The sequence below is a fragment of the Actinomycetospora chibensis genome (genome assembly GCF_028737215.1).
Lineage (GTDB): Bacteria > Actinomycetota > Actinomycetes > Mycobacteriales > Pseudonocardiaceae > Actinomycetospora > Actinomycetospora chibensis.
Map to the genome: position 1 here is coordinate 63,308 of NZ_JAQZAM010000020.1, position 24,099 is coordinate 87,406.

General features: G+C 73.7%; 22 protein-coding genes. 6 read left to right on the plus strand and 16 right to left on the minus strand.

Features of this window, described 5'->3' with window-relative positions; translation table 11 throughout:
* The first annotated feature begins 68 nt into the window (after positions 1 to 68).
* The gene (locus tag PH189_RS25230; RefSeq protein WP_337994188.1) at positions 69 to 7,217 is read left to right on the plus strand and encodes an amino acid adenylation domain-containing protein; all 7,149 of its coding nucleotides are present in this window, start codon (positions 69 to 71) and stop codon (positions 7,215 to 7,217) included.
* Here the strand turns inward: PH189_RS25230 and PH189_RS25240 are convergent.
* Positions 7,214 to 8,119 (minus strand): siderophore-interacting protein, encoded by a 906-nt coding sequence (locus tag PH189_RS25240; RefSeq protein WP_274191606.1) that lies wholly within the window; start codon positions 8,117 to 8,119, stop codon positions 7,214 to 7,216. The two genes, PH189_RS25230 and PH189_RS25240, sit on opposite strands and share 4 nt — an antisense overlap.
* Before the next feature lie 135 nt (positions 8,120 to 8,254).
* Between PH189_RS25240 and PH189_RS25245 the strand changes: the two genes are divergently transcribed.
* On the plus strand, positions 8,255 to 9,700 hold the full coding sequence (locus tag PH189_RS25245) for an MDR family MFS transporter (RefSeq protein WP_337994189.1): 1,446 nt from the start codon (positions 8,255 to 8,257) through the stop codon (positions 9,698 to 9,700).
* Between the two features lies 1 nt (position 9,701).
* On the opposite strand, the gene PH189_RS25250 is transcribed toward PH189_RS25245, so the two are convergent.
* From PH189_RS25250 to PH189_RS25270, 5 genes are all read right to left on the minus strand, one after another.
* Positions 9,702 to 9,857 (minus strand): hypothetical protein, encoded by a 156-nt coding sequence (locus PH189_RS25250; protein WP_274191607.1) that lies wholly within the window; start codon positions 9,855 to 9,857, stop codon positions 9,702 to 9,704.
* 111 nt (positions 9,858 to 9,968) lie between these two features.
* Complete coding sequence (locus PH189_RS25255) at positions 9,969 to 12,365, minus strand: excinuclease ABC subunit UvrA (protein WP_274191608.1); 2,397 nt, start codon at positions 12,363 to 12,365, stop codon at positions 9,969 to 9,971.
* A gap of 29 nt (positions 12,366 to 12,394) precedes the next feature.
* Positions 12,395 to 12,823 carry a VOC family protein gene (locus PH189_RS25260; protein ID WP_274191609.1) on the minus strand — a complete coding sequence of 143 codons (429 nt, stop codon included), beginning with the start codon at positions 12,821 to 12,823 and terminating at the stop codon, positions 12,395 to 12,397.
* Positions 12,820 to 13,272, minus strand: coding sequence for a helix-turn-helix transcriptional regulator (locus tag PH189_RS25265; protein ID WP_274191610.1), 453 nt, complete (start codon positions 13,270 to 13,272; stop codon positions 12,820 to 12,822). The genes PH189_RS25260 and PH189_RS25265 overlap by 4 nt, the downstream gene beginning before the upstream one ends.
* A gap of 75 nt (positions 13,273 to 13,347) precedes the next feature.
* The gene (locus PH189_RS25270; protein WP_274191611.1) at positions 13,348 to 13,995 is read right to left on the minus strand and encodes a hypothetical protein; all 648 of its coding nucleotides are present in this window, start codon (positions 13,993 to 13,995) and stop codon (positions 13,348 to 13,350) included.
* A 227-nt stretch (positions 13,996 to 14,222) separates the two neighbouring features.
* Between PH189_RS25270 and PH189_RS25275 the strand changes: the two genes are divergently transcribed.
* Complete coding sequence (locus PH189_RS25275; RefSeq protein ID WP_274191612.1) at positions 14,223 to 14,948, plus strand: 2OG-Fe(II) oxygenase; 726 nt, start codon at positions 14,223 to 14,225, stop codon at positions 14,946 to 14,948.
* 85 nt (positions 14,949 to 15,033) lie between these two features.
* On the opposite strand, the gene PH189_RS25280 is transcribed toward PH189_RS25275, so the two are convergent.
* Positions 15,034 to 15,774: a helix-turn-helix domain-containing protein gene (locus PH189_RS25280; protein WP_274191613.1), complete on the minus strand. Its 741-nt coding sequence runs from the start codon at positions 15,772 to 15,774 to the stop codon at positions 15,034 to 15,036.
* A 169-nt stretch (positions 15,775 to 15,943) separates the two neighbouring features.
* On the opposite strand from PH189_RS25280, the gene PH189_RS25285 reads away from it, so the two are divergent.
* Positions 15,944 to 17,293 (plus strand): aspartate aminotransferase family protein, encoded by a 1,350-nt coding sequence (locus PH189_RS25285; RefSeq protein WP_274191614.1) that lies wholly within the window; start codon positions 15,944 to 15,946, stop codon positions 17,291 to 17,293.
* Here PH189_RS25285 and PH189_RS25290 read toward each other — a convergent pair whose 3' ends face one another.
* The 3 genes from PH189_RS25290 to PH189_RS25300 all read right to left on the minus strand — a co-directional run bounded on the left by PH189_RS25290 (position 17,294) and on the right by PH189_RS25300 (position 18,325).
* Entirely contained in the window at positions 17,294 to 17,581 is a 288-nt protein-coding gene (locus tag PH189_RS25290; protein ID WP_274191615.1) for an amphi-Trp domain-containing protein, read from the minus strand.
* Between the two features lie 28 nt (positions 17,582 to 17,609).
* Entirely contained in the window at positions 17,610 to 17,891 is a 282-nt protein-coding gene (locus PH189_RS25295) for an amphi-Trp domain-containing protein (protein WP_274191616.1), read from the minus strand.
* A gap of 62 nt (positions 17,892 to 17,953) precedes the next feature.
* On the minus strand, positions 17,954 to 18,325 hold the full coding sequence (locus PH189_RS25300; RefSeq protein ID WP_274191617.1) for a DUF488 domain-containing protein: 372 nt from the start codon (positions 18,323 to 18,325) through the stop codon (positions 17,954 to 17,956).
* Here PH189_RS25300 and PH189_RS30365 point away from each other — a divergent pair.
* Positions 18,309 to 18,653, plus strand: coding sequence for a L,D-transpeptidase (locus PH189_RS30365; RefSeq protein ID WP_337994190.1), 345 nt, complete (start codon positions 18,309 to 18,311; stop codon positions 18,651 to 18,653). The two genes, PH189_RS25300 and PH189_RS30365, sit on opposite strands and share 17 nt — an antisense overlap.
* On the opposite strand, the gene PH189_RS25305 is transcribed toward PH189_RS30365, so the two are convergent.
* The 6 genes from PH189_RS25305 to PH189_RS25330 all read right to left on the minus strand — a co-directional run bounded on the left by PH189_RS25305 (position 18,625) and on the right by PH189_RS25330 (position 23,521).
* The gene (locus PH189_RS25305) at positions 18,625 to 19,365 is read right to left on the minus strand and encodes a GAF and ANTAR domain-containing protein (RefSeq protein ID WP_274191618.1); all 741 of its coding nucleotides are present in this window, start codon (positions 19,363 to 19,365) and stop codon (positions 18,625 to 18,627) included. The genes PH189_RS30365 and PH189_RS25305 overlap by 29 nt on opposite strands.
* On the minus strand, positions 19,362 to 20,231 hold the full coding sequence (locus PH189_RS25310) for a GAF domain-containing protein (RefSeq protein ID WP_274191619.1): 870 nt from the start codon (positions 20,229 to 20,231) through the stop codon (positions 19,362 to 19,364). The genes PH189_RS25305 and PH189_RS25310 overlap by 4 nt, the downstream gene beginning before the upstream one ends.
* 128 nt (positions 20,232 to 20,359) lie before the next feature.
* Positions 20,360 to 21,001: an ANTAR domain-containing protein gene (locus PH189_RS25315; protein WP_274191620.1), complete on the minus strand. Its 642-nt coding sequence runs from the start codon at positions 20,999 to 21,001 to the stop codon at positions 20,360 to 20,362.
* Positions 20,998 to 21,438, minus strand: coding sequence for an STAS domain-containing protein (locus tag PH189_RS25320; protein ID WP_274191621.1), 441 nt, complete (start codon positions 21,436 to 21,438; stop codon positions 20,998 to 21,000). The genes PH189_RS25315 and PH189_RS25320 overlap by 4 nt, the downstream gene beginning before the upstream one ends.
* Before the next feature lie 200 nt (positions 21,439 to 21,638).
* Entirely contained in the window at positions 21,639 to 22,289 is a 651-nt protein-coding gene (gene trhA / locus PH189_RS25325; protein ID WP_274191629.1) for a PAQR family membrane homeostasis protein TrhA, read from the minus strand.
* Positions 22,290 to 22,348: 59 nt separating this feature from the next.
* Positions 22,349 to 23,521 carry a fatty acid desaturase family protein gene (locus tag PH189_RS25330; RefSeq protein WP_337994191.1) on the minus strand — a complete coding sequence of 391 codons (1,173 nt, stop codon included), beginning with the start codon at positions 23,519 to 23,521 and terminating at the stop codon, positions 22,349 to 22,351.
* A gap of 269 nt (positions 23,522 to 23,790) precedes the next feature.
* On the opposite strand from PH189_RS25330, the gene PH189_RS25335 reads away from it, so the two are divergent.
* Complete coding sequence (locus tag PH189_RS25335) at positions 23,791 to 24,051, plus strand: hypothetical protein (protein ID WP_274191622.1); 261 nt, start codon at positions 23,791 to 23,793, stop codon at positions 24,049 to 24,051.
* Positions 24,052 to 24,099: the final 48 nt, after the last annotated feature.

A 24,099-nucleotide genomic window follows, 5' to 3' on the forward strand; every position in this document is an offset into this window, starting at 1 on the left:
GAATGATGGGTTAGGCATGCCTAACCGACTTCGGGAGCGGCTCCGGCCGGGCGACACAGGAGGACGGGTTGAGTACTGCTGTCCGGACGCGGACCCCTGCGGACGCGCTGCTGGAGCTGACCGGCGCCCAGCTCGGGATCTGGAACGCGCAGTGGCTGGAGCCGGACTCCCCGCACTACCTCGTCGGCGACGTCGTGGAGATCGACGGGACGGAGCCGCTCGACCTCGCGTCCCTGGCAGAGGCCGTCCGCGCCACGCTCGCTGAGGCCGAGACGCTGCACCTGCGCTTCCACGACACCCCGGACGGCCCACGCCAGTCGCTGTCCGACGACCGCGCGCGGCCCCCCGAGATCGTCGACCTCCGCGCCGAGCCCGACCCCGTCACGGCGGCCCACGCGGCCGTGGCGTCGATCCGGGCACGGGCGGCCGAGGCGTGCCGCGGGCTGGTGGACCGCCGGCTGGACAGCCAGACGCTGCTGCGCCTCTCCGACCGCGCCGTGTGGTGGGTGCAGCTCTACCACCACGTGATCATCGACGGGTACTCCGCGGCGATGATGGCCCGGCGGGCGGCCGCGCACTACACGGCGCTGGTCCGGGGCACCGACCGTCCGCCGCCCGAGTTCGGCGCGATCGCCGACCTCGTCGCGGCCGACCAGGAGTACCGGGCGGGCGAGCGCTACGAGAAGGACCGGGCCTACTGGCGCGACCGCCTCTCGCCGCTGCCCGACCCGACGGGTGCCGCGCGCACGGCGTCCGGGGCGCCGGAGCGCACGGTCGCCGCGTCGGTCGTGGTCGCGCCGGACACGCTCGCCCGGCTGCGCGCCCTCGGGGACGAGACCTCGACGACCTGGGCCGACGTCCTCATCGGCTGCTTCGCGGCCTTCCTGCACCGGGCCCACGGCGAGACCGACGTCGTCATCGGCATGCCGCTGATGTGCCGCGTCGGGAGGGCGGCGCTGCGCACCCCGGCGATGGCCGTCAACCTGCTGCCGCTGCGGGTCACCGTGCGCGGGGACGACCGCCTCGACGACCTCGCCCGCCGGGTCGCGGGCCTCATGAGGGAGATGCGCTCCCACCAGCGCTTCCGGGGTGCCGACCTCCCGCGGGAGCTCGGGGTGCCCGGGCTGGGCGCGATGCTGATCGGCGGCATCAACCTCAAGGCCTTCGACTACACGATCGACTTCGCCGGGTCGACCGGAGTCATGCGCAACGTGGCGGGCGGCCCGCCGCAGGACTTCGAGCTGACGGCGACGCCCACCGCGGACGGCGGCATCCGGCTCGGCTTCGAGGTCGACGACCGGCTCACCGACCAGGCCGGCGTCGAGTGGCGCGCGCACGCCCTGCTGCGGGTGATCGACGCGCTCACCTCGGACGAGGCGCCGCCGATCGGCCGCGTCGACCTCCTCCCCGCCGACGAGCAGGACCGGCTGGTGGGGGAGTGGACGGGACCGGGACCGGCGCCGACCGGCCCGCCCGACGACCTGCCGACCGCGCTCGACCGGCTGCGCGCCGAGGTCGGCGACCGCACCGCCCTGGTCTGCGGACCGGACCGGCTCACGGCCGTCGAGCTCGTCGACCGCGTGCACCGGACGGCCCGGGCCCTGCAAGCGCGCGGCATCGGCACCGACGACGTCGTCGCGCTCGCGCTCCCGCGTGGCGTGGACCTCGTCGTCACGCTCCTCGCGGTGATGGACGCCGGGGCGGCCTACCTCCCCCTGGACCTCGCCCACCCGCGCCGGCGTCAGGAGGAGCTGCTCGACGACGCCCGCCCGGCGCTGGTGCTGGGGAGTGACACGGCGGTCGACGAGCTCGGCGCCGTCGACGTGGCCGACCTGCGTGCGGACGCCGACGCCCAGGAGGCGGGGTCGCTCGCGCGGGGTGACGAGTCCCCGGACCGCCTCGCCTACGTGATCTACACGTCCGGCTCGACCGGGCGCCCCAAGGGCGTGCTCGGCCGGGCCGGCGGTCTCGCCGGGCTGCTGGCGCACCACCGGGAGACCGCCGCCGATGTGGCCGGCAGGGTGCCCGACGGTGTCCTGCGCGTCGCGCACACCTACTCGTTCGCGTTCGACGCCTCGATCGACCAGCTGCTCTGGCTGCTCGGCGGGCACGAGCTGCACGTCTACGACACCGAGCTGACCAAGGACGCCGAGGAGCTGCTCGCGGCGTACGCCCGCGACCGCATCGACGTCGTCGACACGACACCGTCGATGGCCGCGCAGCTGGTGGAGGCGGGCCTGCTGACCGGCGGGCACCCGCCGTCGCTGCTGATCCTCGGCGGCGAGGCCACCCCGCCCGCGCTGTGGCAGCGCGTCGCCGACTCCGGCGTCGCCGCCCGCAACATGTACGGCCCGACCGAGGCCGCGGTCGACGCCACGGTCGCCCCGGTCACCACCGGCGCCCCGACCATCGGCCACCCCCTGCCCGGCACGCGCGCCTACGTGCTCGACGTCGCCCTGCAGCCGGTGCCGCACGGTGCCGTCGGCGAGCTCTACCTGGCCGGGCCGCACCTGGCGCGGGGCTACCTGGGGCACCCCGGGACGACCGCCGAGCGGTTCGTCGCCGACCCGTTCGGCCCGGCCGGCGCGCGGATGTACCGCACCGGCGACCTCGCCCGCTGGGTCCCCGGACGCGGGCTCGACTACCTCGGCCGCGGCGACGGCCAGGTGAAGATCCGCGGCTTCCGGGTCGAGATCGGCGAGGTCGAGGGGCAGTTGGTCGAGCTGCCCGGCGTGCGCGCGGCGGCCGCGGCGATCCGCACCGGCACCGGCCGTCCCCAGCTGGTCGGCTACGTGGTGCCCGAGCCGGGCGGCGCGCCGTCGTCGGACGAGGTACGGCGCGCGCTCTCGGCGCGCGTGCCCGAGCACATGGTTCCCTCGACCGTGGTGGTGCTCGACGCGCTGCCGACCACCACCAGCGGCAAGCTCGACCGCCTCGCCCTCCCGGCGCCCCCGACGACCCGGACGGGACGGGCGCCGAGCACCGCGCAGGAGCGCGTCCTGTGCGAGGTCCTCGCCGACGTCATCGGGCTCGACGTCCTCGGGCTCGACGGGGTCGGTGTGGACGACGACTTCGTCGGGATCGGCGGCGACAGCATCACCGCGATCTCCGTGTGCTCGCGCCTGCGGGCGCACGGCCTCGAGCTCCGTCCCCGCGAGCTGCTGGCGGCGCCCGACGTCGCGTCCCTGGCCGCCCTCGCGCGGCAGGCGGACGAGGGGGCGGAGGACGGGGACGAGGCGCCCGAGGTCCTCGTCGACCCGGCCGACGTGGACCCGCTGGAGGACGGGCTGCGCCTCCGCGAGGCGCTCCCCGCCACCGACCTGCAGGCCGGGCTCGTCGTGCACAGCCTGGCCCGCGACGAGCGCGAGGCCGAGGTCTACCTCGTCCAGGGCGTGCACCACCTCGTCGGCAGTCTCGACCCGGGACGCCTGCGCGACGCCGCCGAGGAGCTGCTCGCCCGCAGCCCGGCGCTGCGCAGCGTCCTGACCACGGCGGCCACCGGCGCGGTCGTCCAGGTGGTGCCCGAGGACGTCGTCCTCGGCTGGCAGCACGTCGACGTGTCGTCCCGGCCACGCGTCGAGCAGGAGCGGGAGGTGGCCGCCGCGGCCCGGGCCGAGCTGGACCGCCCCTGGCACCCCGCCCGGCCGCCGCTGATCCGGTTCGTGCTCGTCACGCTGGGCGCGACCGAGCACCGGCTGGTGCTCACCAACCACCACGCGCTGCTCGACGGCTGGTCGATGCCGCTGGTCTGCCGCCAGCTGTTCGCGATCTACGACGAGATCGGCGGCGGCGCCCCCGCCCCGCGCACCGCGCCCGTCACCGACTTCCTGCGCTGGCTCGCCCGTCAGGACCGCAGCGCGTCGCTGGCGGCGTGGCGCGAGCTGCTGGCCGGGATCGACGAGGGCACCCGGCTGGCGCCCGCCGCGCGGGGTGCCGCCCTCGAGCGGCCCGAGCGGCTGCACACCGCGCTCGACGCCGAGCTCAGCGAGGGCATCCGGGCCTTCGCGCGGGCGCACGGGCTCACGCTCGCGACGGTCGTGCAGACCGCGTGGGGCCTGCTGCTCGCCCGGCTCACCGGCCGCCACGACGTGGTGTTCGCGAGCCCGGTGTCGGGGCGCTCCGGCCAGATCGACGGCATCGAGACGATGATCGGCCAGCTCGGCAACACGGTCGTCGTCCGGCTCGCGTACTCCGACCGGGACACCGTGCGGGAGGTCCTCGCCGCGATGCACGAGCAGTCGATGGCCATGACCGACCACCACCACGTCGGCCTCGCGGACGTGCAGCGCGCGGTCGGCGTCGGCGACCTCTTCGACACGCTCATGGTCACCGAGAACCTGCCGATGTCGGCCCGCACCGGCGTGACGCTCACGCCGGGGATCGAGCTGGCCGGGGTCGACACCGACGACGGCACCCAGTACCCGATGAACGTGGTGGTGCTGCCCGAACCGGAGATCGTGATCCGCTTCGGCTACCAGCCGGGCGCCTTCGACCCCGCCACGGTGCGCGAGTACAGCGACCGGCTGCGCACGCTGCTGCGCGAGATGATCACTCACCCGGACCGTGCGGTGTCGCGCCTGCGGCTGCTGGAGCCGGCCGAGGAGGCCCGGGTCCTCGCCGCGGGCACCGACCACGTCGCCGGGCACCGCGTCCGCGGGGGCTGCCTCGAGGAGTTCTCCGCCCAGGTGCGCCGGCGGCCCGACACGACCGCCGTGGAGTGCCGCGACCGCGCGTTGACCTACGCCGAGCTCGACCGGCGGGCCAACCGCCTCGCCCACGCCCTGATCTCCCGCGGCGTCCGGCCCGAGCAGCCGGTCGCGGTGCTGCTCGAGCGCGACGTCGAGATGGTCGTGGCCGTCTTCGGGATCGTCAAGGCCGGCGCGGTCTACGTACCGATGGACCCGAGCTACCCGCGGGACCGGCTCGAGTACATGGTCGGCGACGCCGCCGCCGCGGCGGCCGTGACCACCGGGGGAGTGCTGGACGACCTCGGGCGCCTGCCCTTCGCCGACGCGGTGGCCGTGCTGCGCCTCGACGACCCGGAGCTGGTGGGGGAGCAGCCCGCCACCTGGGACGACGACCCCGCCGACGCGCGCCGCGGTCTCACGCCCGACGCGCTCGCCTACGTCATCTACACCTCGGGCACGACGGGCCGCCCGAAGGGCGTCGCGGTGAGCCACACCGGGTTCGCCGGCCTCATCGCGCTGCAGGAGGACGTCGTCGGCGTCACCGACCGGGAGCGCTACCTGCACTTCGCCTCGACGAGCTTCGACGTCGCGGTGTGGCAGATGATGCTGCCGCTGCTCTCGGGCGGGACCTCGGTGATCGCCCCGGAGGAGGTCCGGCTGCCCGGCCACGAGCTGCTCGACTACGCCGCCGCGCACCGCGTCACCGGGATCAACCTGCTCCCGTCGTTCCTCGCCGCGATGCCCGACGACGCGCAGGTCGACCCGGACGTCTTCTTCGTCGTCGGCGCCGAGCGCCTCGACCCGGGGCTCGCGCGGCGCTGGGGCGACGGGCGGCGGGCGCTCTTCAACGCCTACGGCCCCACCGAGGTGACGATCAACGCGGTGACCTGGCGCTACGATCCGGCCGAGCCCGCCCTCGACACCGACGAGGGGACGTTGCCGATCGGGCGCCCCGATCCCGACGTCCGCGCCTACGTCCTCGACAGCGGGCTGCTGCCCGTCGGCGTGGGGATGATGGGCGAGCTCTATCTCGCCGGGCCCGGGCTCGCCCGCGGCTACCTCGGCCTGCGGGGGCAGACCGCCCAGGCGTTCGTCGCCGACCCCTTCGGCCCGCCGGGCGAGCGGATGTACCGCACCGGCGACCGCGTGCGCTGGCGCGCCGACGGCCAGCTCGTCTACCTGGGCCGGACCGACGACCAGGTGAAGGTCCGCGGGGTGCGCATCGAGCCCGCCGAGATCGAGGCCGCGCTCGCGCGCCACCCCGACGTGCGGGCGGGCGTGATCGAGGTCCGCGAGGACCGTCCCGGCGAACGGCGCCTCGTCGGCTACGTCGTCCCGGTCGACGGCGCGCGGATCGAGCCCGCCGCGCTCCGCGCGGAGCTCGCGGCGGTCCTGCCGAGCGCGATGGTGCCGACCGCCCTGGTGCCGCTCGACCGCCTGCCGCTGGGCCCGAGCGGGAAGCTCGACCGCGGCGCGCTGCCGGCCCCCGACCACGTGTCGACGCCGTCGCGCGCGCCCGCCACGCCGGCCGAGTCCGTGCTGCTGGGCGTGCTGCGCGAGGTGCTGGAGAACGACGCGATCGAGCTCGACGACGAGTTCATCGACGTCGGCGGCGACAGCATCGTCTCCCTCGCGCTCGTCTCGCGGGCGGGGCGCCAGGGGGTGGCCCTGTCCGTCCGCGACGTCCTCGAGGGCGGCACCGTCGCCGGGATCGCGGCGCTCGCGACCGTCGGGCCGGACGTCGACCCCGGGGCGCCGGGCATCGACCTGCCGCGCGACCACGTCCTGACCCTGCGGGGTGCCGTCGGCACCGGTCCGGCGCCGCTGTTCTGCGTCCACCCCGCCGGCGGCTTCGCGACGGTCTTCACCGGGCTGGTGCGCGAGCTCCCGTCCGACCGGCCGGTGATCGGGCTGCAGCTGCCGCTGCTGGAGGGGTCTCCGGTGCCCGCGACGACGATCGACGAGCTCGCCGCGAGCTACCTCGAGACGATCCGCGGGATCCAGCCGGAGGGCCCGTACCACCTGCTCGGGTACTCGTTCGGCGGCAACGTGGTGCACGCGCTCGCGGCCCTGCTCGCCGGCGACGGCGAGGAGGTCGCCTTCGCCGGGATGATCGACTCGGGGCCGCTGGCCGCCGAGCGGGCCGACGGGCGGGGGCCGTCCGCGGACGTCGTGGAGCGCGAGCTGCGCGCCGCGCTGCCCCCGGGGGCAGCCGAGGACGCGCCGGAGCTGCTCGCGGCGGTGCGGTCCGCGGTGGAGCGGACCGTCGCCATCCGGACGAACTCCCACGCGCCCGTCTACGACGGCCGTCTGATGCTGTTCGCGGCGGCGGGCGCCCCCGGCACCGACGGCACCGACGCCGACCGGCTGGCCGACGCCTGGCGCGACCTCGTGGGACCGGACCGCCTCGTCGCCCACCCCGTCGAGGGCGACCACGCGGCGATGGTGGCGCCCCGCGGGTGGGCGGCGATCGGGCCGATCGTCGCCGACGCCCTCGCCGACACCCCCTCCGATCCCGGCGCCCGCTAACCCACGGCGGCCTCGTCATGCCCGTGCCCGTGCCCGTGTCCGTGGTCCTCCCCGTCGCCGGGGTTGTGGTCCTCGTCGAACATCGCGAGGCCGACCTTCCAGTAGCCGGTGATCGAGCAGTCCGCGGGCGGGAGGCGGAGCTCGTCGCGCACCCAGCGCCGCAGCGGCTTGATCGACCCGGCCTCGCCGGCGACCCACACGTACACCGACTCCCCGGCGGGGATCGCGACGCCGCGGACCGCGCGGGCCAGGACGTCGCTCCGCCCGGCCGCGACGCCGTCGCGGTGCAGCCAGGTGACGGTGACGCCCTCGGGTGCGGCGAGGTCGACCTCCTCGGAGGCGTCGGCGACCTCGACGAACACCCACCCGCGGGCGGTCGCCGGCATCCCCTCGACCCAGCGCGCCATCGCGGGCAGCGCGGTGGCGTCGCCCGCGAGCAGGTAGCGGTCGTAGTGCTCCGGCACGGCCAGCCCCGCGGGCGGCCCGGCGACCCACACCGGCTCGCCGGGGCCCACGCGCGCCGCCCACTCCGAGGCGAGGCCGCCGGCGTGCAGCACGACGTCGAGGTCGAGCTCACCGACCGCCGGGTCGTAGCGGCGCACCGTGTAGTCGCGGGTCGGGGGCATGGGGTGGGGCCAGCGGACCATCGACCCGTTCGGCTCGGGGACGCGCAGCCCGCCGTCCGGGTCCGGGAAAACGATCTTGACGTGCTCGTCGACGACCGAGTGGCTCTCGAAGCCCACGAGGTCCTCGCCGCCGAGGGTCAGGCGCAGCATCGTCGGGGTGATCGTCTGCCGGCCGACGACCTCGAGGCGGCGGATGCGGATGGGGTAGGGCACCTTCGCGCCCCCGGCGCCGAGTCGGGCCTCCGCGACGCGCTCGCGGGGTCGTTCGCGGTCCATGGGTCGGTCCCTCCTGGGTCGTCTCGCCGGATGCCGCACCGGGCGCTGGTTGTTAGGGCACCCTATCCTTCGGCCGAGTCCGGATCCGTCCCCGTTCCCCACCCCCACGCCCACACCTCGGAGGACCCCGACCTCGTGACCGCCGCCGGTTCCCCGCCCGAGGCCTCCGAGCCGCCCCCCGCGCCCACCGAGATCGACGGACGACTCCTGCGCACGGCGTTCGTCCTCGTCCTCGGCACCTTCATGGCGACGCTGGACGCGACGATCGTCAACGTCGGCATCGACACCCTGGCGCAGGAGTTCCGGGCGTCGGTGACCGAGATCCAGTGGGTCACGACGGCGTACCTGCTCGCGCTCCTGCTCGCCGTGCCCTCGTCCGGCTGGATCGTCGACCGGTTCGGGGGCCGCCGCACCTGGATCTCCGCGGTCGTGCTGTTCCTCGCCGGCTCGCTGCTGTGCGCCCTCGCGTGGTCGGTCGAGAGCCTGGTCGTGTTCCGGGTGATCCAGGGGCTCGGGGGCGGGCTCCTCCCGCCGGTCGGCCAGGCCCTGGTCGCCCGCGAGGCCGGACCGAAGCGCATCGGGCGCATCATCAGCATCGTCGGGGTCATCCCCCTGCTGTCGCCGGTGATCGGGCCGATCGTGGGCGGCACGATCCTCGGCGTCGCCGGCTGGCCGTGGCTGTTCTACGTCAACCTGCCGATCGGTCTCGTCGCCGTGCTGCTGGCCCTGCGGTTCGTCGCGCCCCATCCGCCCGCGGCCCAGGGCGCCCCGTTCGACGTCCTGGGTGCGGCCCTGCTCCCGCCGGGGGTGGCGGCGCTCGTGTTCGGGCTCACGGAGGTCGGCAACGGACGCTCCCTCGACTTCGTCCCGGTGCTCCTCGGCCTCGTCGGCGGCGTCGTCCTGCTGATGGCCTACGCGGTGCACGCGGTGCGGATGCGTGGCGTCCCGCTCATCGACCTGAGGTTGTTCACGCGCCCACCGTTCGGGGCCGCGGCGAGCGCACTGATCATCCTCGGCGCCTCGGTGTACGGCGCCGTGTTCCTGCTGCCGCTCTACTTCCAGGCGGGACGCGGCCTGACGCCGTTCGCCGCCGGCCTTCTTCTCGTCCCGCAGGGTCTCGGGGCGGCGCTCGGTTCGGTGGTGGTGAACCGGACGATCGACAAGGTGGCCCCGCGCACCCTCGTGCTCACCGGCATCGGGCTGATCGCCCTCGGCACGGTGCTGTTCACCCAGCTCGGCAGCGCGCCGTCCGACCCGCTCATCATCGCGTCACTGCTCGTGCGCGGGATCGGCCTCGGCATGATCGGGGCGCCGGTGATGAACATCGTCTACTCGTCGATGCCGCACGCGCAGCTCCCGCGGGCCTCCGGCGCGCTGAACCTGCTCAACGTCCTCGGCGGCTCGATCGGCACGGCGGTCCTCGCCGTGGTCCTGCAGACCCGCCTCGAGGCGCGCGCCCACCGGGGGGAGCCGGGGGTGGCGCTGGCCTTCGCCGACACCTTCTGGTGGACGCTCGCCTTCTGCCTCGTCGCCGTCATCGGGGCGACGAGGCTGCCCCGGCGCTCGGCGGCGACGGAGTGAGTCAGCGCTCGGGGGATCGTCGCGGCGCGGGCACGGTCCGTTCCCGCGGCGTGCAGGCCCAGCGGCACTCGAGGTGGTCCCAGTAGCAGGCGCGGGTGTGCTCGTGACGGGGCCCGGACGGCGTGCGGACGGACCGGGGCAGGGTGCTCAGCGACATGGGGACCTCCGATGACGACGCGAAGGTCACCCACGGTGACAGCGAGGCCGAGGAGACGTCTGTACTTATCACCCGATCGGCGCTGTACGTCGTCAACAATGACGACTCGGGTCACGCCCCGACGTAGGCCGCCAGGTGCTCGCCGGTGAGGGTGGAACGGCCGGCGACGAGGTCGGCCGGTGTCCCCTCGAACACCACGCGGCCGCCGTCGTGCCCCGCCCCCGGGCCGAGGTCGATGATCCAGTCGGCGTGCGCCATGACCGCCTGGTGGTGCTCGATGACGATCACCGACTTGCCGGAGTCGACGAGGCGGTCCAGCAGGCCCAGCAGCTGCTCCACGTCGGCGAGGTGCAGGCCGGTGGTGGGCTCGTCGAGCACGTAGACCCCGCCCTCCTCGCCCATCTGCGTGGCCAGCTTGAGCCGCTGACGCTCGCCGCCCGAGAGCGTCGTCAGCGGCTGGCCGAGCGTGAGGTAGCCGAGCCCGACGTCGGCGAGCCGGACGAGGATCTTGTGGGCGGCGGGGGTCTTCGCGTCGCCGGCCCCGAAGAACTCCACGGCCTCGGCCACCGGCATCGCCAGGACCTCGCTGATGTCCTTGGGGTGGGAGGGGTCACCAAGGGTGTACTCGAGCACCGAGGCGTCGAAGCGCTTCCCCTCGCACACCTCGCACAGGGTCGAGATGCCCGCCATGATCCCGAGGTCGGTGTAGATCACGCCGGCCCCGTTGCAGTTCGGGCAGGCGCCCTCGGAGTTCGCGCTGAACAGCGCCGGCTTCACGCCGTTGGCCTTGGCGAACGCCTTGCGGATCGGCTCGAGCAGGCCGGTGTAGGTCGCCGGGTTGCTGCGTCGCGAGCCCTTGATCGCGGTCTGGTCGACGAGCACCACGCCGTCCCGCTTCGCCACCGAGCCGTGGATCAGGGAGGTCTTGCCCGAGCCGGCCACGCCGGTGACGGCGACGAGCAGGCCCAGCGGGATGTCGACGTCGACCTTGCGCAGGTTGTGGGAGTCCGCGCCGCGCACCTCCATCGCGCCGTCCGGCGTGCGCACCGACGTCTTGAGCGTGGCGCGGTCGTCGAGGTGCCGGCCGGTCAGGGTGCCGCTGGCCCGCAGCCCGTCGAGGCTGCCCTGGTAGACGATCTCCCCGCCGGCGGTGCCGGCCCCCGGGCCGAGGTCGACGACCTGGTCGGCGATCGCGATCGTCTCGGGCTTGTGCTCGACGATGAGCACGGTGTTGCCCTTGTCGCGCAGGCGCAGCAGGAGCGTGTTCATCCGGTCGATGTCGTGCGGGTGCAGCCCGATGGTGGGCTCGTCGAAGACGTAGGTGACGTCGGTGAGCGCCGAGGAGAGGTGCCGGATCATCTTGGTGCGCTGCGCCTCGCCGCCCGAGAGCGTGCCCGCCGGGCGGTCGAGGGAGAGGTAGCCGAGCCCGATCTCGACGAACGAGTCCAGGGTCTCCGAGAGCGACGACAGGAGCGGCCCGACGGAGGGTTCGTCGAGCCCACGGATCCAGTCGGCGAGGTCGCTGATCTGCCACGCGCTGACCTCGCCGATGTGGACGCCCGCGATCTTCGATGACCGCGCGGCCTCGGACAGGCGGGTGCCGCCGCACTCGGGGCACTCCGCGAAGACGACCGCCCGGTCCACGAACGCGCGGACGTAGGGCTGCATCGCCTCCCGGTCCTTGGACAGGAACGACTTCTGGATCTGCGGGATCAGCCCGGTGAAGGTGAGGTTGATGCCCTCGATCTTGAGCTTCGTCGGCTCCTTGTAGAGCAGGTCGTTCAGCTCCCGCTTCGTGAACTGCGCGATCGGCTTGTCCGCCGGGAAGAAGCCGCAGCCGCGCAGGATCCGGCCGAACCAGCCGTCCATGCTCATGCCGGGGATCGTGATCGCGCCCTCGTCGATCGACTTGGCGTCGTCGTAGAGCGCGGTGAGGTCGAAGTCCGACGCGGTACCCCGGCCCTCGCAGCGGGGGCACATGCCGCCGGTGATGCTGAACTCGCGGCGCTCCTTGATCTCCCGGCCGCCCTTCTCGAGGGTGACCGCTCCCGCCCCGCTGATCGACGCCACGTTGAACGAGAAGGCCTGCGGCCCTCCGATGTGCGGCTCGCCGAGCCGGCTGAACAGGATGCGCAGCATGGCGCCGGTGTCGGTGGCGGTGCCGACGGTGGAGCGGACGTCGCCGCCCATCCGCTCCTGGCCGACGACGATCGCGGTGGTCAGCCCGTCGAGGACGTCGACGTCCGGCCGGTTGAGGGTGGGCATCAGCCCCTGCAGGAACGCGCTGTAGGTCTCGTTGATCATCCGCTGGGACTCGGCGGCGATCGTCGAGAACACCAGCGAGCTCTTGCCCGAGCCCGAGACGCCGGTGAAGACCGTGAGCCGGCGCTTGGGCAGCTCGACGCTCACGTCGCGCAGGTTGTTCTCGCGCGCGCCGTGGACGCGGATCAGGTCGTGGCTGTCGGCCGCGGCCTGTGCCGGCGCGTCGGTGCGGATGGCCGTGCTCATCGGGGGCTCCGTTCCTGCGGGTGGATGCGTCACTTCACCTCGAAGATCCGGATCATGCTTCCCGCGGGGTCGCGGAAGGCGGCGTCGCGGATGCCCCACGGCTGCTCGGTGGGCTCCTGGACGACCTCGGCCCCGTCGGCGATGCCGGACTGCAGGCGCTCGAAGGTGCCGTCGAGGTCGGTGGTGGCGAGATTGATCGACGCGAACGTGCCCTTGGCCATCATCTCGGCCACGGTGCGCCGCTCCTCCTCGGTCATCCCGGGCTGGGCGGCGGGCGGGTACAGCACGATCGAGGTCGCGGGCTGGTCGACGGGGCCGACGGTGAGCCAGTGCAGCCCGTTCCACTCGACGTCGTTGCGCACCTCGAAGCCGAGGGTGTCGCGGTAGAACGCGAGCGAGGCGTCGTTGTCGGTGTGGGGGAGGAAGGCGTGGTGGATGGTGAGGTCGGGTGTGCTCATGACGGTGACGCTAGGGGCGCCCCGGAGACCCGTGCTTCTCGATTCCTGACCGGTCGGGTCACCTGCTTCGACACGCACGGCGGCATCCCCGGACCCGGGCCCGCCGCCTGCTTCCGGTAGGCGCTCGGCGACATGCCGACGAGCTCGGTGAAGCGGGTGCTGAAGGTGCCCAGCGACGAGCTGCCCACCGCGAAGCAGACCTCGGTGACGCTGAGGTCGCCCCGGCGCAGCAGGGCCATGGCGCGCTCGATGCGCCGCGTCATCAGGTAGCTGTAGGGCGATTCGCCGAAGACGCGCCGGAACTCGCGGCTCAGGTGCCCCGCCGACATGGCCGCGCCGCGCGCGAGCGCCTCGACGTCGAGCGGCTGCGCGTACTCGCGGTCGATCCGGTCGCGGACACGGCGCAGCCGCGCGAGGTCACGCAGGCGGTGCTGGTCCGCGGGGTCCACAGGGTCCTCGGGGGTCGGGCGGGGTCGGCGGTTGCCCGAATCATCCCCGGCCCGACTCCCGGTCGTCCACTGAGCTCACCCGCGCTGGGAGACGCCCGTCATGCACCAGTTGCCGTCGGTCACGGCCAGCACGAGATCGGCCGGCAGGGTCTGGGTCTGTCCCCCGGCGCTCACCACGATGTCGACGGGTGCCCGGGCCTGCGTGTCCAGCTTGAGCTCCGCAGGTCCGCTCGGCGTCGCCGACTGGACGATCGACATGACGTCCGGCGGGAACGGGTTCGACGACAGCCCCTGCTGGTCGTGGCACGACAGCGACTCGAGCGCAGCCGCGTCCTTGTTCGCGAGCGCCGTGGTCATCTCCGTCGCCCGCGCGTCCGGTGAACCGGGCTTGACGAGGAAGCCGGGGTAGAGCAGCGCCGTCACCGCCAGCGCCACCACCGCGAGCGCGGCGACGGCGCCGAGTGCGATGACGAGGCCCATCGGACGGCCCGCGGGCTCGTCGTCGTCCTCGTCGTCGTCCTCGTCGGTGAGGTCGTCGTCGGAATTGCCCGAGTCGTCATCGTCGACCGCGGCGGCCGGGGTGTCGGCGTCCTCGTCGGGCGTGCTGTCCGCCGGGGTGGCGCTCTCCGTCGCGGTGGTGCTGTCGGTCCCGGTCCCGGCCTCGCCGTCCCCGACCGGCGGATCGTCCGTCGCCACGGTCTCGTTGCGAGTCGTGTCGGACATACTTCTGATTCCTCCCAGGACGCTTCGGCGGGCGCCGTTTCCGCAGCGGAATGCCTGTCCGCACGGTGCCTCATGACCGATGGCGCTCCGACACCCGGGCCCGCGCGTGCCACGCCCACGACCCGATCGGGGTTCTCCCTCGTGCCACGGCGCGACGGACGCCCCGACCCTGCGCGGTGGTGCCCGTCCCGCGAGCACGACCGGTGGCCGACCCTCCAGGAGAACCGATGACGACGAGTCCCACCACGACCGAGGAGCTCCCCGCCCTCGACCGCGTCGACTGGGACGACCTCGCCGCCCGCCTCGATCGCGACGGGTTCGCGATGACCGCGCCGCTCTTGGACCCCGACCAGTGCCGGCAGATGATCGACGTCTTCGACGACGAGGACGCGTTCCGGTCCACCATCGACATGGCGCGGCTGTCGTTCGGCGAGGGCCGCTACCGCTACTTCGCGGATCCGCTCCCGTCGCTGGTCCAGACGGTGCGGACCCGGCTGTACCCGCCGCTCGCGCAGATCGCGAACCGCTGGGCCGGGCTGCTCGGGGAGGACACCTTCCCGGAGTGCCACGACGGGCTCGTCGAGGCGTGCGCGGCAGCAGGCCAGCACAAGCCCACGCCGCTCGTGCTGCGCTACGGCCCGACCGGCTACAACTGCCTGCACCAGGACGTCTACGGCGACCTGACCTTCCCGCTGCAGGTGCTCGTCATGCTCAACACGCCCGACGTCGACTTCACCGGCGGGGAGAGCGTGTTCGTCGAGCAGCGACCCCGCCAGCAGTCGCGCCCGATGGTGGCGCGCCCCGGCCTGGGCCAGGCCGTGGTCTTCCCGGTGCGCCACCGCCCGAAGCAGGGCTCGCGCGGCCACCACCGGGTGCAGATGCGCCACGGCGTCTCGGCGGTGCACACCGGCGAGCGGCACGTGCTCGGCATCATCTTCCACAACGCCCGCTGAGCGCGGGCGGTGTCCGCCGGTGTCCTCGGCACCGCCACCCGTTCCCCCGACACGGATGCTTCGGTCTCCGAAGCATCCGCCCGGATCAGTCGCCCTCGACCGGCGTCTCGGCGATCACCCGCCCCACCCGCTTCAGGACGTCGAGCTGGGCCGGGGAGTAGAGCTCGACCATCGCCTGACCCATGGTGCGGGCGGCGAACTTCGCGCCCTGTGGAGCGTCCTCGTCCGCGGTCCGCAGTTCGGGGTGCTCGGCCCGCAGGGCGCGGACGTGGGGGAGCATCCGTTCGGCCAGGTCCTGGCGGGTCTGCTCGTCGGCCTCGGGGGAGAGCTCGTCGAACTCCGTCATCAGGGGTTCGTGCTGGTAGTTCGTCATCAGGTTCGCGTAGGCCTGGATGCCCTTCGGCCCGAGGACCCGGGACAGGACGACCATGTAGGAGCGGTCGGCGTCCGAGAGGTCCGCGCGGGCGGCGGCCGGGGCGATCTCGGGCGGCAGGTCGGTCGGCGCCGCCTCGCGCAGGATGAGGGCGAGCTCGGCGCGGACCCGCTGCAACCGCTCGATGGTCGCGGCGAGCTCCGTGTCCAGCCTCCGGAGCGCCGCCTCGGGGTGCTCGTCGGCGTCGCCCATCTCGGCGATCTCGGCGAGCGAGAGCCCGAGATCGGTCAGTCGCTTGATCCGCAGCACGCGCACGAGGTGGGCCACGCCGTACTGCTTGTAGCCGTTGGCGCGCCGCTTCGGCTCCTCGAGCAGGCCGACCTCGTGGTAGTGCCGGACCGTACGCAGGGTGGTGCCGGTGAGCTCGGCGAGCTGCCGGGTGCTCCACGCCATGGGGGCTGCTCCTCCTGTCGACGGGCCTCGGGACCGGTGTGCCGACGACAGTGAAGACCGTGCCGCTGCGGCATGGTCAAGCGTCGGTGTCCCGTGACGGTCGTCTCCCCCGGCGGCACGGCGACGAGGACCTGACGGCGGCGACGTCCAGGCCGTAGCGTCGCCGACCATGCCGGAGCCCACCCCTCCCGAGCGCGAGCGACATCTGATCCGGTACTCCGGCCGGGGCGGGTTCAGCCCCGGGATCGCCGACCGGGCCGGCGGCAGCACGGTGATCACCGAGGACGGGCGCGAGCTGCTGGACTTCACGTCCGGCCAGATGAGCGCGATCCTCGGGCACGGCCACCCGGAGATCGTGGCGACCGTCCGCGAGCAGGTCGGCCGCCTCGACCACCTCTACAGCGGGATGCTGAGCCGCCCGGTCCTCGACCTCGCCCGGCGGCTGTCGGAGACGCTCCCGGCGCCGCTGGAGAAGGCGATGCTGCTGACCACGGGCGCCGAGTCCAACGAGGCGGCGCTAAGGATGGCCAAGCTCGTCACCGGCCGCCACGAGATCGTCTCGTTCGCCCGGTCCTGGCACGGCATGACGGGGGCGGCCGCGAACGCGACCTACGTCGCCGGACGCACGGGGTACGGACCCGCCGCGCCCGGCAACTTCGCCCTACCGGTGCCCGACCGGTTCCGGCCCGACCTCGTCGACGCTGACGGGGAGCTGGACTGGCGACGCCAGCTCGACCTCGGGTTCGACCTGATCGACGCGCAGTCGGTCGGCAGCCTTGCGGCGTGCCTGGTCGAGCCGATCCTGAGCTCCGGAGGCGTCATCGACCTCCCGCCCGGCTACCTCGCCGCGCTGCGGGACAAGTGCCACGAGCGCGGCATGCTGTTGATCGTCGACGAGGCGCAGACGGGCCTGTGCCGCACCGGGGACTGGTACGCGTTCGAGCGCGACGGTAAGAGGGCGAGCGGAGCGACGGGGGAAGGGATCATCCCGGACATCCTGACCCTCTCGAAGACCCTCGGCGCCGGGCTGCCGCTGGCGGCGGTGCTGACCAGCGAGGCGATCGAGCAGGAGGCCCACGACCGCGGGTTCCTGTTCTTCACCACCCACGTCAACGACCCGCTGCCCGCCGCCGTCGGCAACACCGTGCTGGACGTGCTGATCCGCGACCGCCTCGACGAGCGCGCCCGCGAACTCGGCGACCGCCTGCAGGGCGGGCTGCTCGAGCTCGCCGAGCGGCACAAGGTGATCGGCGACGTCCGGGGACGCGGGCTGCTGGTGGGGCTCGAGCTGGTCGACGTGGGTCGGGGCGGGCGCAGCGACGGGAGATCGGGCGACGCGGACGCGCTCGGCGGCGCCGTCACCCGGCGCTGTGCCGACCTCGGCCTGCACATGAACATCGTGCAGCTGCCGGGCATGGGCGGGATCTTCCGGATCGCCCCGCCGCTCACGGCCTCCGACGCCGAGATCGACCGTGGGGTCGCGATCCTCGACGAGGCCCTGACCGCCGAGACGAGCTGATCAGCGCAGGCCGTCGGCGGCCGCGACCCTCGAGCGCTTCTCCTCGGCCGCCGGCTCGGCGCCGGAGTTCGGCCACATGAGCTCGAACTCCAGCTCGATCTTGTCGCCGTAGGGCTCCAGCTCCAGCTCGACCTCGAACTCGTCGGGCAGGTTGAGCGCCACGCCCGGTCCGACCAGCGCCACCTCCGTCGTGCCGCCGTTCTCGAGGGCGTTCGCGAGCGAGTGGAGCCACTTGGCGGCCTCCTGGCGCGACAGGATGACCCTCTGCTCGATCTTTCCACCCGCCATGGGTGCCTCCTCTCCTGGGAAATCGATCTCACTCCGGTCGGGCGAGAGTAGCCGCGGTGGGCGCGTCGTGACGGGCCCGAGCGCGGGTCCTCGGCCACGTGAGCTCGATCTCCAGCTCGACCGTGTCGCCGTGGGGCTCGACCTCCAGCTCGCAGCGGAACTCCTCGGGCAGCTCCAGCGTCACGGGCGGGCCGGTGAGCGAGACCTGCATGGTGCCGCCGCTCTCGATCGCCTTCGCCAGATCCGCCAGCCACCGCGCGACCTCCTGGCGCGACAGGGTCGCCTTCTGCTCGATCTCGTCCTTCGACATCTCAGGGCTCCTTCCTCGGAGGAACCGGCCATCCTCCTCCGCCGGGCCGCGCTCGACGAGGATCAGGGCCGTCGAGGCCGGCCCGCGAGGACCTCGGCGAGGACGGTCGCGTGGCTCGTCGACAGGTCCTTGGTGGCGGTGAGCAGGGTGAGGTCGCGTCCGTCCTGCCACGCGCACAGGTCGTCGAGGGCCTGTGCCCGCTCCGGCTCGGCGAGCTCGGCGCGGTAGCGGCGCGCGAACTCGTCGGAGCGGTCGGGGGCGTGCCCGTACCAGGAGCGCAGCTCGCTCGACGGCGCGACGTCCTTGGCCCACCGGTCGAGGTCGGCGGCGTCCTTGCGCAGGCCCCGGGGCCACAGCCGGTCCACCAGGACCCGGAGGCGGTCGGGCTCCCGCGGGTCGTAGACGCGGCCCACGGCGATGTCCGGTGACGGCACGCGCTCATCCTCGTCCAGAGCGTCCTTGCTCGAGATCCCGGCGTCACCCGTCCGGAGGCTCCGGGGCCGACCCGTTCGAGTCGATGGGGACGGGGAAGCGGCACGTGCAGGGCGCCCGCCCCGCGATCTCCTCGCGTCACGGACCGCCGAGGGCCGCCCCGCCCCGATGCCCTTCTCGACGTTCTTCGCCGACGGCGGGATCGCCTTCCACGGGGGTGACCCCTCGCGCTCGTCGGCCGGGTGCATCCGCAGGAAGGCCGCCGACGCCGAGGCCGTGTTCGACGACCAGGCCGGTCGCGTCAGAGTGCCGGCCGGACGACGCTGGTGAGGTCGATGGTGCCGTCGACGACGCCGCGGGCCAGGTCGGTCAGTCGGATGCCCTGCCCGCGGGCGTGGCTGCGCAACACGGTGAACGCGTCCTCCGGGGCGAGGGCGGTGCTGCCGGCGAGCACGCCCTTGGCCTGTTCGATGATCACGCGGCTGTTGAGGGCGCCCTGGAGCTGCTCCTGGACGGTCTCGGCATGGCGGACGGCGCGTTCGTGCAGCAGGCCGATGGTGGCCGCGTCGGCCAGGGCCTGGCCGAGGCGGGTATCGGCGTCGGTGAGCGCGTGGTGGTCGGTGTGCAGCAGGGTCAACACACCGATGACGTCGTCGCGCAGCCGCATCGGCAGGGCGTGCGTCGCGCGGAACCCGGCTTCGTCGGCGCCGGAGACGTAGCGCGGCCACCGCTGGCGGGCGGTCGGGGTCCTGAGGTCCTCGCTGATCACCGGGAGACCGGTGCGCACGCAGTCCACACACGGGCCCGCGTCGATGGCCACCGCGAAGACGCTGAGCAGCCGAGTGCGCTCGGAGGACGCCGCGGCGACGGACAGGCCGCCCTGGCCGTCGGCGAGGATGACCCCCGCGGCCGAGACGTCGAGCAGCTCGACGCAGCTCTCGCTCAGCGTGGTGAGCATGTCGAGAGCGTCGAAATCGCGGGTCAGGGTGTCGGTGAGCGCCAGGAACGTGTCGATGACCTGGGGCTCTCGGCCGTTGCTCACGGCTCTCCCTCCTCGTCGGGTGCGGTGGGTCCGTGTCCGGGACCGTTGTCGTCAGGGAGCGGGAAGGTCAGGTCGCGGTCGATGATGCGCCGGGCGACCTCGTGGATCGGCTCGCCGCTGCCGAAGGCGTGCGCCCGGATATGCAGCAGCGCCGAACGCACGTCGGATCCCGTCTGGGCGGAGACCATCCCCGAGGCGGCGTGCACGTCGGCGTGCACGTCCGGAAGCCACCCCGCAGCCACCTCGCGACCGCCGCCGGGGTCCGGGGGACCGTCCTGTTCGGCGAGCTCGAGCAGCGCCTCGGTCGCCAGTGTCGCCATCGCCAGCGCGTCGGCGAGCTGCTCGTCCGTGAGCGGACCCGCGGTCCGGCGGTGCAGGTCGAAGGTCCCCAGCCGGATCGCGCCGACCTGCAGGGGCAGCGAGAACACGGCCGCGGCTCCGGCCCCCACCGCCTCCGGTCCGAACCCGAGCCAGCGACCCGATTCGCCCGCCAGGTCCGGGATCAGGACCGGTCTGCCCTCCCGGAAGGCGTCCAGGCACGGGCCCTCGCCAGCGGTGAGCTGGAGGTCCTCCAGCCGGCGGGCCAACCCACCGGTGGCCGCGAGCTGGTCGCGGTGCCCGTCCAGACCGGCCTCGACGCTGCCCATCACCGTGACACCGGCGCCGTCCACCCCGACGACGTGGACCGTGACCACGCACACCTGCTGGAGGCGCTCCCGCACCCCGGTCGTCCCCCGGGTCGGTCGCGACCGCCGCCCTCGACCGTTCGCCCGGGCGGTCTGATCGTCGAGGCGCGCCGCCAGACGACGCCGCCGAGCCTCGTCGGCCGGTGCGGCACCCTCGAACGCGTCGTTCTCGTTGCTCACGGAACATCCCTGCCGGCACGCGCAGCCATCCGCTCTGCGTCCACGCCGAAGCCGGGTCCGGGGCTTCGCGAGCCGACGGCTCGGGGTCACGACGACACCACGGACGGTAGACCATCGGGCCAGACCTCTCACACGGACCGGTCACTGACCGGCTCTCGACGCCGGTGGCGCGTCCCGGTGGCCGTGCCGGCGACGGCCGTGCTGTCGACGCGGCCGGCGACGACGTCGGCGGCGAGCTCGGCGAGCACGAACTGGTGCCGCTCGGCATGGGCCTGCAGCAGGGCGAGCGCCTCGTCGACCGAGGTGTCGGCGTGCTGCGCGAGCACGCCGGCGGCCTGCTCGACGGCGGCGCGTTCGCCGAGCGCGCGTTGCCGGTTCCCGGCGACCGCACCGGCACGCCGGACCTGGGCGTCGCCGGGAGAGCCCGGGTCCCGCAGGACGGGCTGCTCGGCTCGGAGGAGCTCGAGCGGAAGGGCGTCGCGCGCGGTGCACAGGGCGAGGTAGGTGTCCGGGAGGTCGCCGGCGCTGAGGTGGGCACAGGCGGTCCGGACCGCGACGGCCGCGTTCTCGAGGGGGCGGGGGACCGCGCTGTCGCCCGAGGTCAGGCCGCAGGAGGTCTCGTGGCGCGCAGCGGCGACCCGCAGGACGTGCTCGAGGTCGCCCGAGGTGACCCCGGCCGGCGGAGCGGTGAGGTCCCGCAGCGCGCGCAGGCCCATGGCGATGGCCTCGGCCAGGCCCGGTGCCGCGGGCCGGTCATCGTGGCGGGTCACGTCGCGCTCCGGGGAGCAGGGATCCCGGGTGTCCCCGGGGAGAGGGAGTCGACCAGCCGGGGGGCGATCGGCAGCTCCTCGTCCAGGCCGCACAGGCACAGCACGCGACGGACCGGGCGGGTCGAGGCGATCAGGTGCACGTCTGCGCCACGCCGGCGGGCCGCGTCGCCGGCCTCGGCGAGGGCGCCGACCCCGGCCGCCGAGAGAAAGGTGATCCCGTCCAGGTCCCAGACCAGGTGATCGGGTTCGCGATCGGTGTCGGGGTGGGGCTCCCGGCCGGCTCGCTCCAGCACGGCCCGCAGGTCCTCGACCGTGCCGAGGTCCACCTCACCATGGGCGCGGACCAGCACGGCTCCGGGCCGGGGATGGTGCAGCGCCAGAATCAGCCTGCTCGAGGGGTCCACCGACTCGGTGGGCGGGGTTCGCATCGTGGTCATCAGGCCGGGCAGCCTCTCCGGACGTCGGGGCGTCACAGGGAGGTGACGCACGACAGCTCCGGGGCTGGGGGACCGCCAGGTCGTGGGGCGAGTGTCCGACGACCTCGATTGCCCACAACCGTGATATCAGCATGGCGCTCGGAGCGACGGATGGCAACCACGACGCCGACTTCTCGGTCGCGCCGGCCGATCCTGTGTCGTCACGCGTACAGCAGTAGCCAGATCGCGACGTGGTGGCACAGTGCGGCGGCCACGGTGGCGGTGTGGAAGTACTCGTGGAACCCGAACGTGGCAGGCCGCCCGTGGGGACGGCGGAGCGCGAAGCCGAAGGCTCCGACGCTGTAGACCAGGCCACCGGCGACCACCAGCACGAGGACGGCGACGCCGCCGACGCTCAGCAGGTCGGGCAGTGCGAACACCGCCACCCACCCCAGTGCCAGGTACAGCGGTACCCCGGCCCATCGCGGTGCGGTGGGCCACAGCAGGGTCAGGGCCACCCCGGCCAGGGCTCCACCCCACACGACGGCGAGGATGATCGGGCCGGTCGGGGTGGACATCGCAAGGACCGCGATCGGTGTGTAGGTGCCGGCGATGAACACGTAGATCGTCGAGTGGTCGAGACGGCGCATGCGTTCGCGTGTCCGCCCGGAGGCCCACCGTCCCCGGTGGTAGCCGGCGCTGGCCCCGAAGAGCGCGAGGACCGTGACCGCGTAGACCGCGGTGGCGGTCGCCGCCGCCGCCGAGACGGTGGACGCGGCCAGGACGACCAGGGCGATCCCCGGCCCCACGGCCACCACCGACGCCCACAGGTGGATCCACCCGCGGGCCCGCGGTGTCCCGCGCGATGTCACCGCCCCGCCGGCGGGGTCGGGGTCGACGACCGGGTGCTCGAGGGTCCCGGGGCCCGTGCTCACGCGGCCGTCGGCTCGGCACGCACCGGGTCGCCGCGGGTCGCGGTGGTGGTCGGCGGGGTCTCCGGGTCGGTCGGGGTGCCACCGCCGGGCAGCGCGAGACGGGCGATGGTGGCGAGCACGTTGCCGTACTGGCGGGGCAGCGAGCCGCTGGTGTAGGGCAGCCCGTACTGCTCGCACAGCGCGCGGACCTTGGGCGCGACCTGGGCGTACCGGTTGGACGGCATGTCCGGGAACAGGTGGTGCTCGATCTGGTGCGACAGGTTGCCGGTCATCAGGTGGAACACCCGCGAGCCCTCGAGGTTCGCCGACCCGAGCATCTGGCGCAGGTACCACTGCGCCCGGGTCTCGCCGTCGAGCTGGTCCTCGGTGAAGGTCTCCGCGCCGGCCGGGAAGTGCCCGCAGAAGATCACCGCGTGGCTCCAGACGTTGCGGGTCACGTTCGCGGTGAGGTTGCCGAGCAGCGTGGTGGGGGCGGCGAGGCCGGACAGCAGCGGGAAGCCGATGTAGTCCTTCAGAATCTGGCCACGGATCTTGCGCCAGAGGCCGCCGAGCTCGGTCTTCGCCTGCGCCCACGGCTTGCGACCGGCCGCGACCTCCTCGAGCTCGATGTCGTAGATCGCGATGCCGTACTCGAACCCGGCGGCCAGCGCGACGTTGTAGAAGGGCTGGAGCAGGTGCCAGGGCTTCCACGGCTGGTCGGGGTCGATCCGGAAGGCGGCGTAGCCGAGGTCGCGGTCCTTGCCGAGCACGTTGGTGTACGTGTGGTGGACGTAGTTGTGGGAGTACTTCCAGCCCTCGGCGGAGGAGGCGGAGTCCCACTCCCAGTTCGTGGAGTGGATCTCGGGGTCGTTCATCCAGTCCCACTGGCCGTGCAGGACGTTGTGCCCGATCTCCATGTTCTCGAGGATCTTGGAGACGGACAGCGCGGCGGTGCCGGCCAGCCACGCGGGCGGTAGCAGCGAGAACTGCAGGAGTCCCCGGCCGCCGGCGTCCAGGCCGCGCTGCACGGCGATCACGCGGTGGATGTAGCGGGCGTCGTCGTCGCCGAGGTCGTCCATCACCTCGGCACGGATCGCGTCGAGCTCGGCACCCAGCGCCTCGACGTCGGCGTCGGAGAGGTGCGCGGTGGTCTCGATCGTCGTGGTGGTGGCACTCGGGGTGATGCTCAAAGGTCCTCCAGGGCCCGGCGCGGGCCTGCGGATCGCGTGTGCGGTGGGGAGGACGCGGGTCCGGGCGACCTTCGGTACACGGGGTACCTGATCGCAGAGTTCTCGTCGGGGCCACCTGCCGAAACCGACAGACGGCCCGACGTGGCCCGGTCGACAGTCCCCGTCCGCTCGGCGATCGCGATCCGTGCTCCCGCTCACACCTCCCGGCGGACGGCCCGGGGCGGCGTACACACAGGCCCACACACACGCCACGACGGCAGGAGAGACGGATGCTGACCCGCAATCCCTGGGACGACGACGCCGCTCCCGAACTGGTGGCGCTGGAGGTCGGACGGGCGCCGTGGCTGGACCGGCTGGTGGACCTGCACGTCCTCGCCGAGCACGGCGACCGCGAGGCGGCCGATGCGGCGGGGCAGTGGATCAGCACCGACCCGGACGCGCGCCGGGTCTGGGACGAGGTCGAGCGCTCCTGCGGCAGCCTGCGCGCCGCGGGGGAGAGCGGTCACGACGACGCGACGGTGGTCCGCTAGCGCGTGTCTGGTGGTTCATGAGAGCCAGGCCAGGGTGGCGCGGAAGGT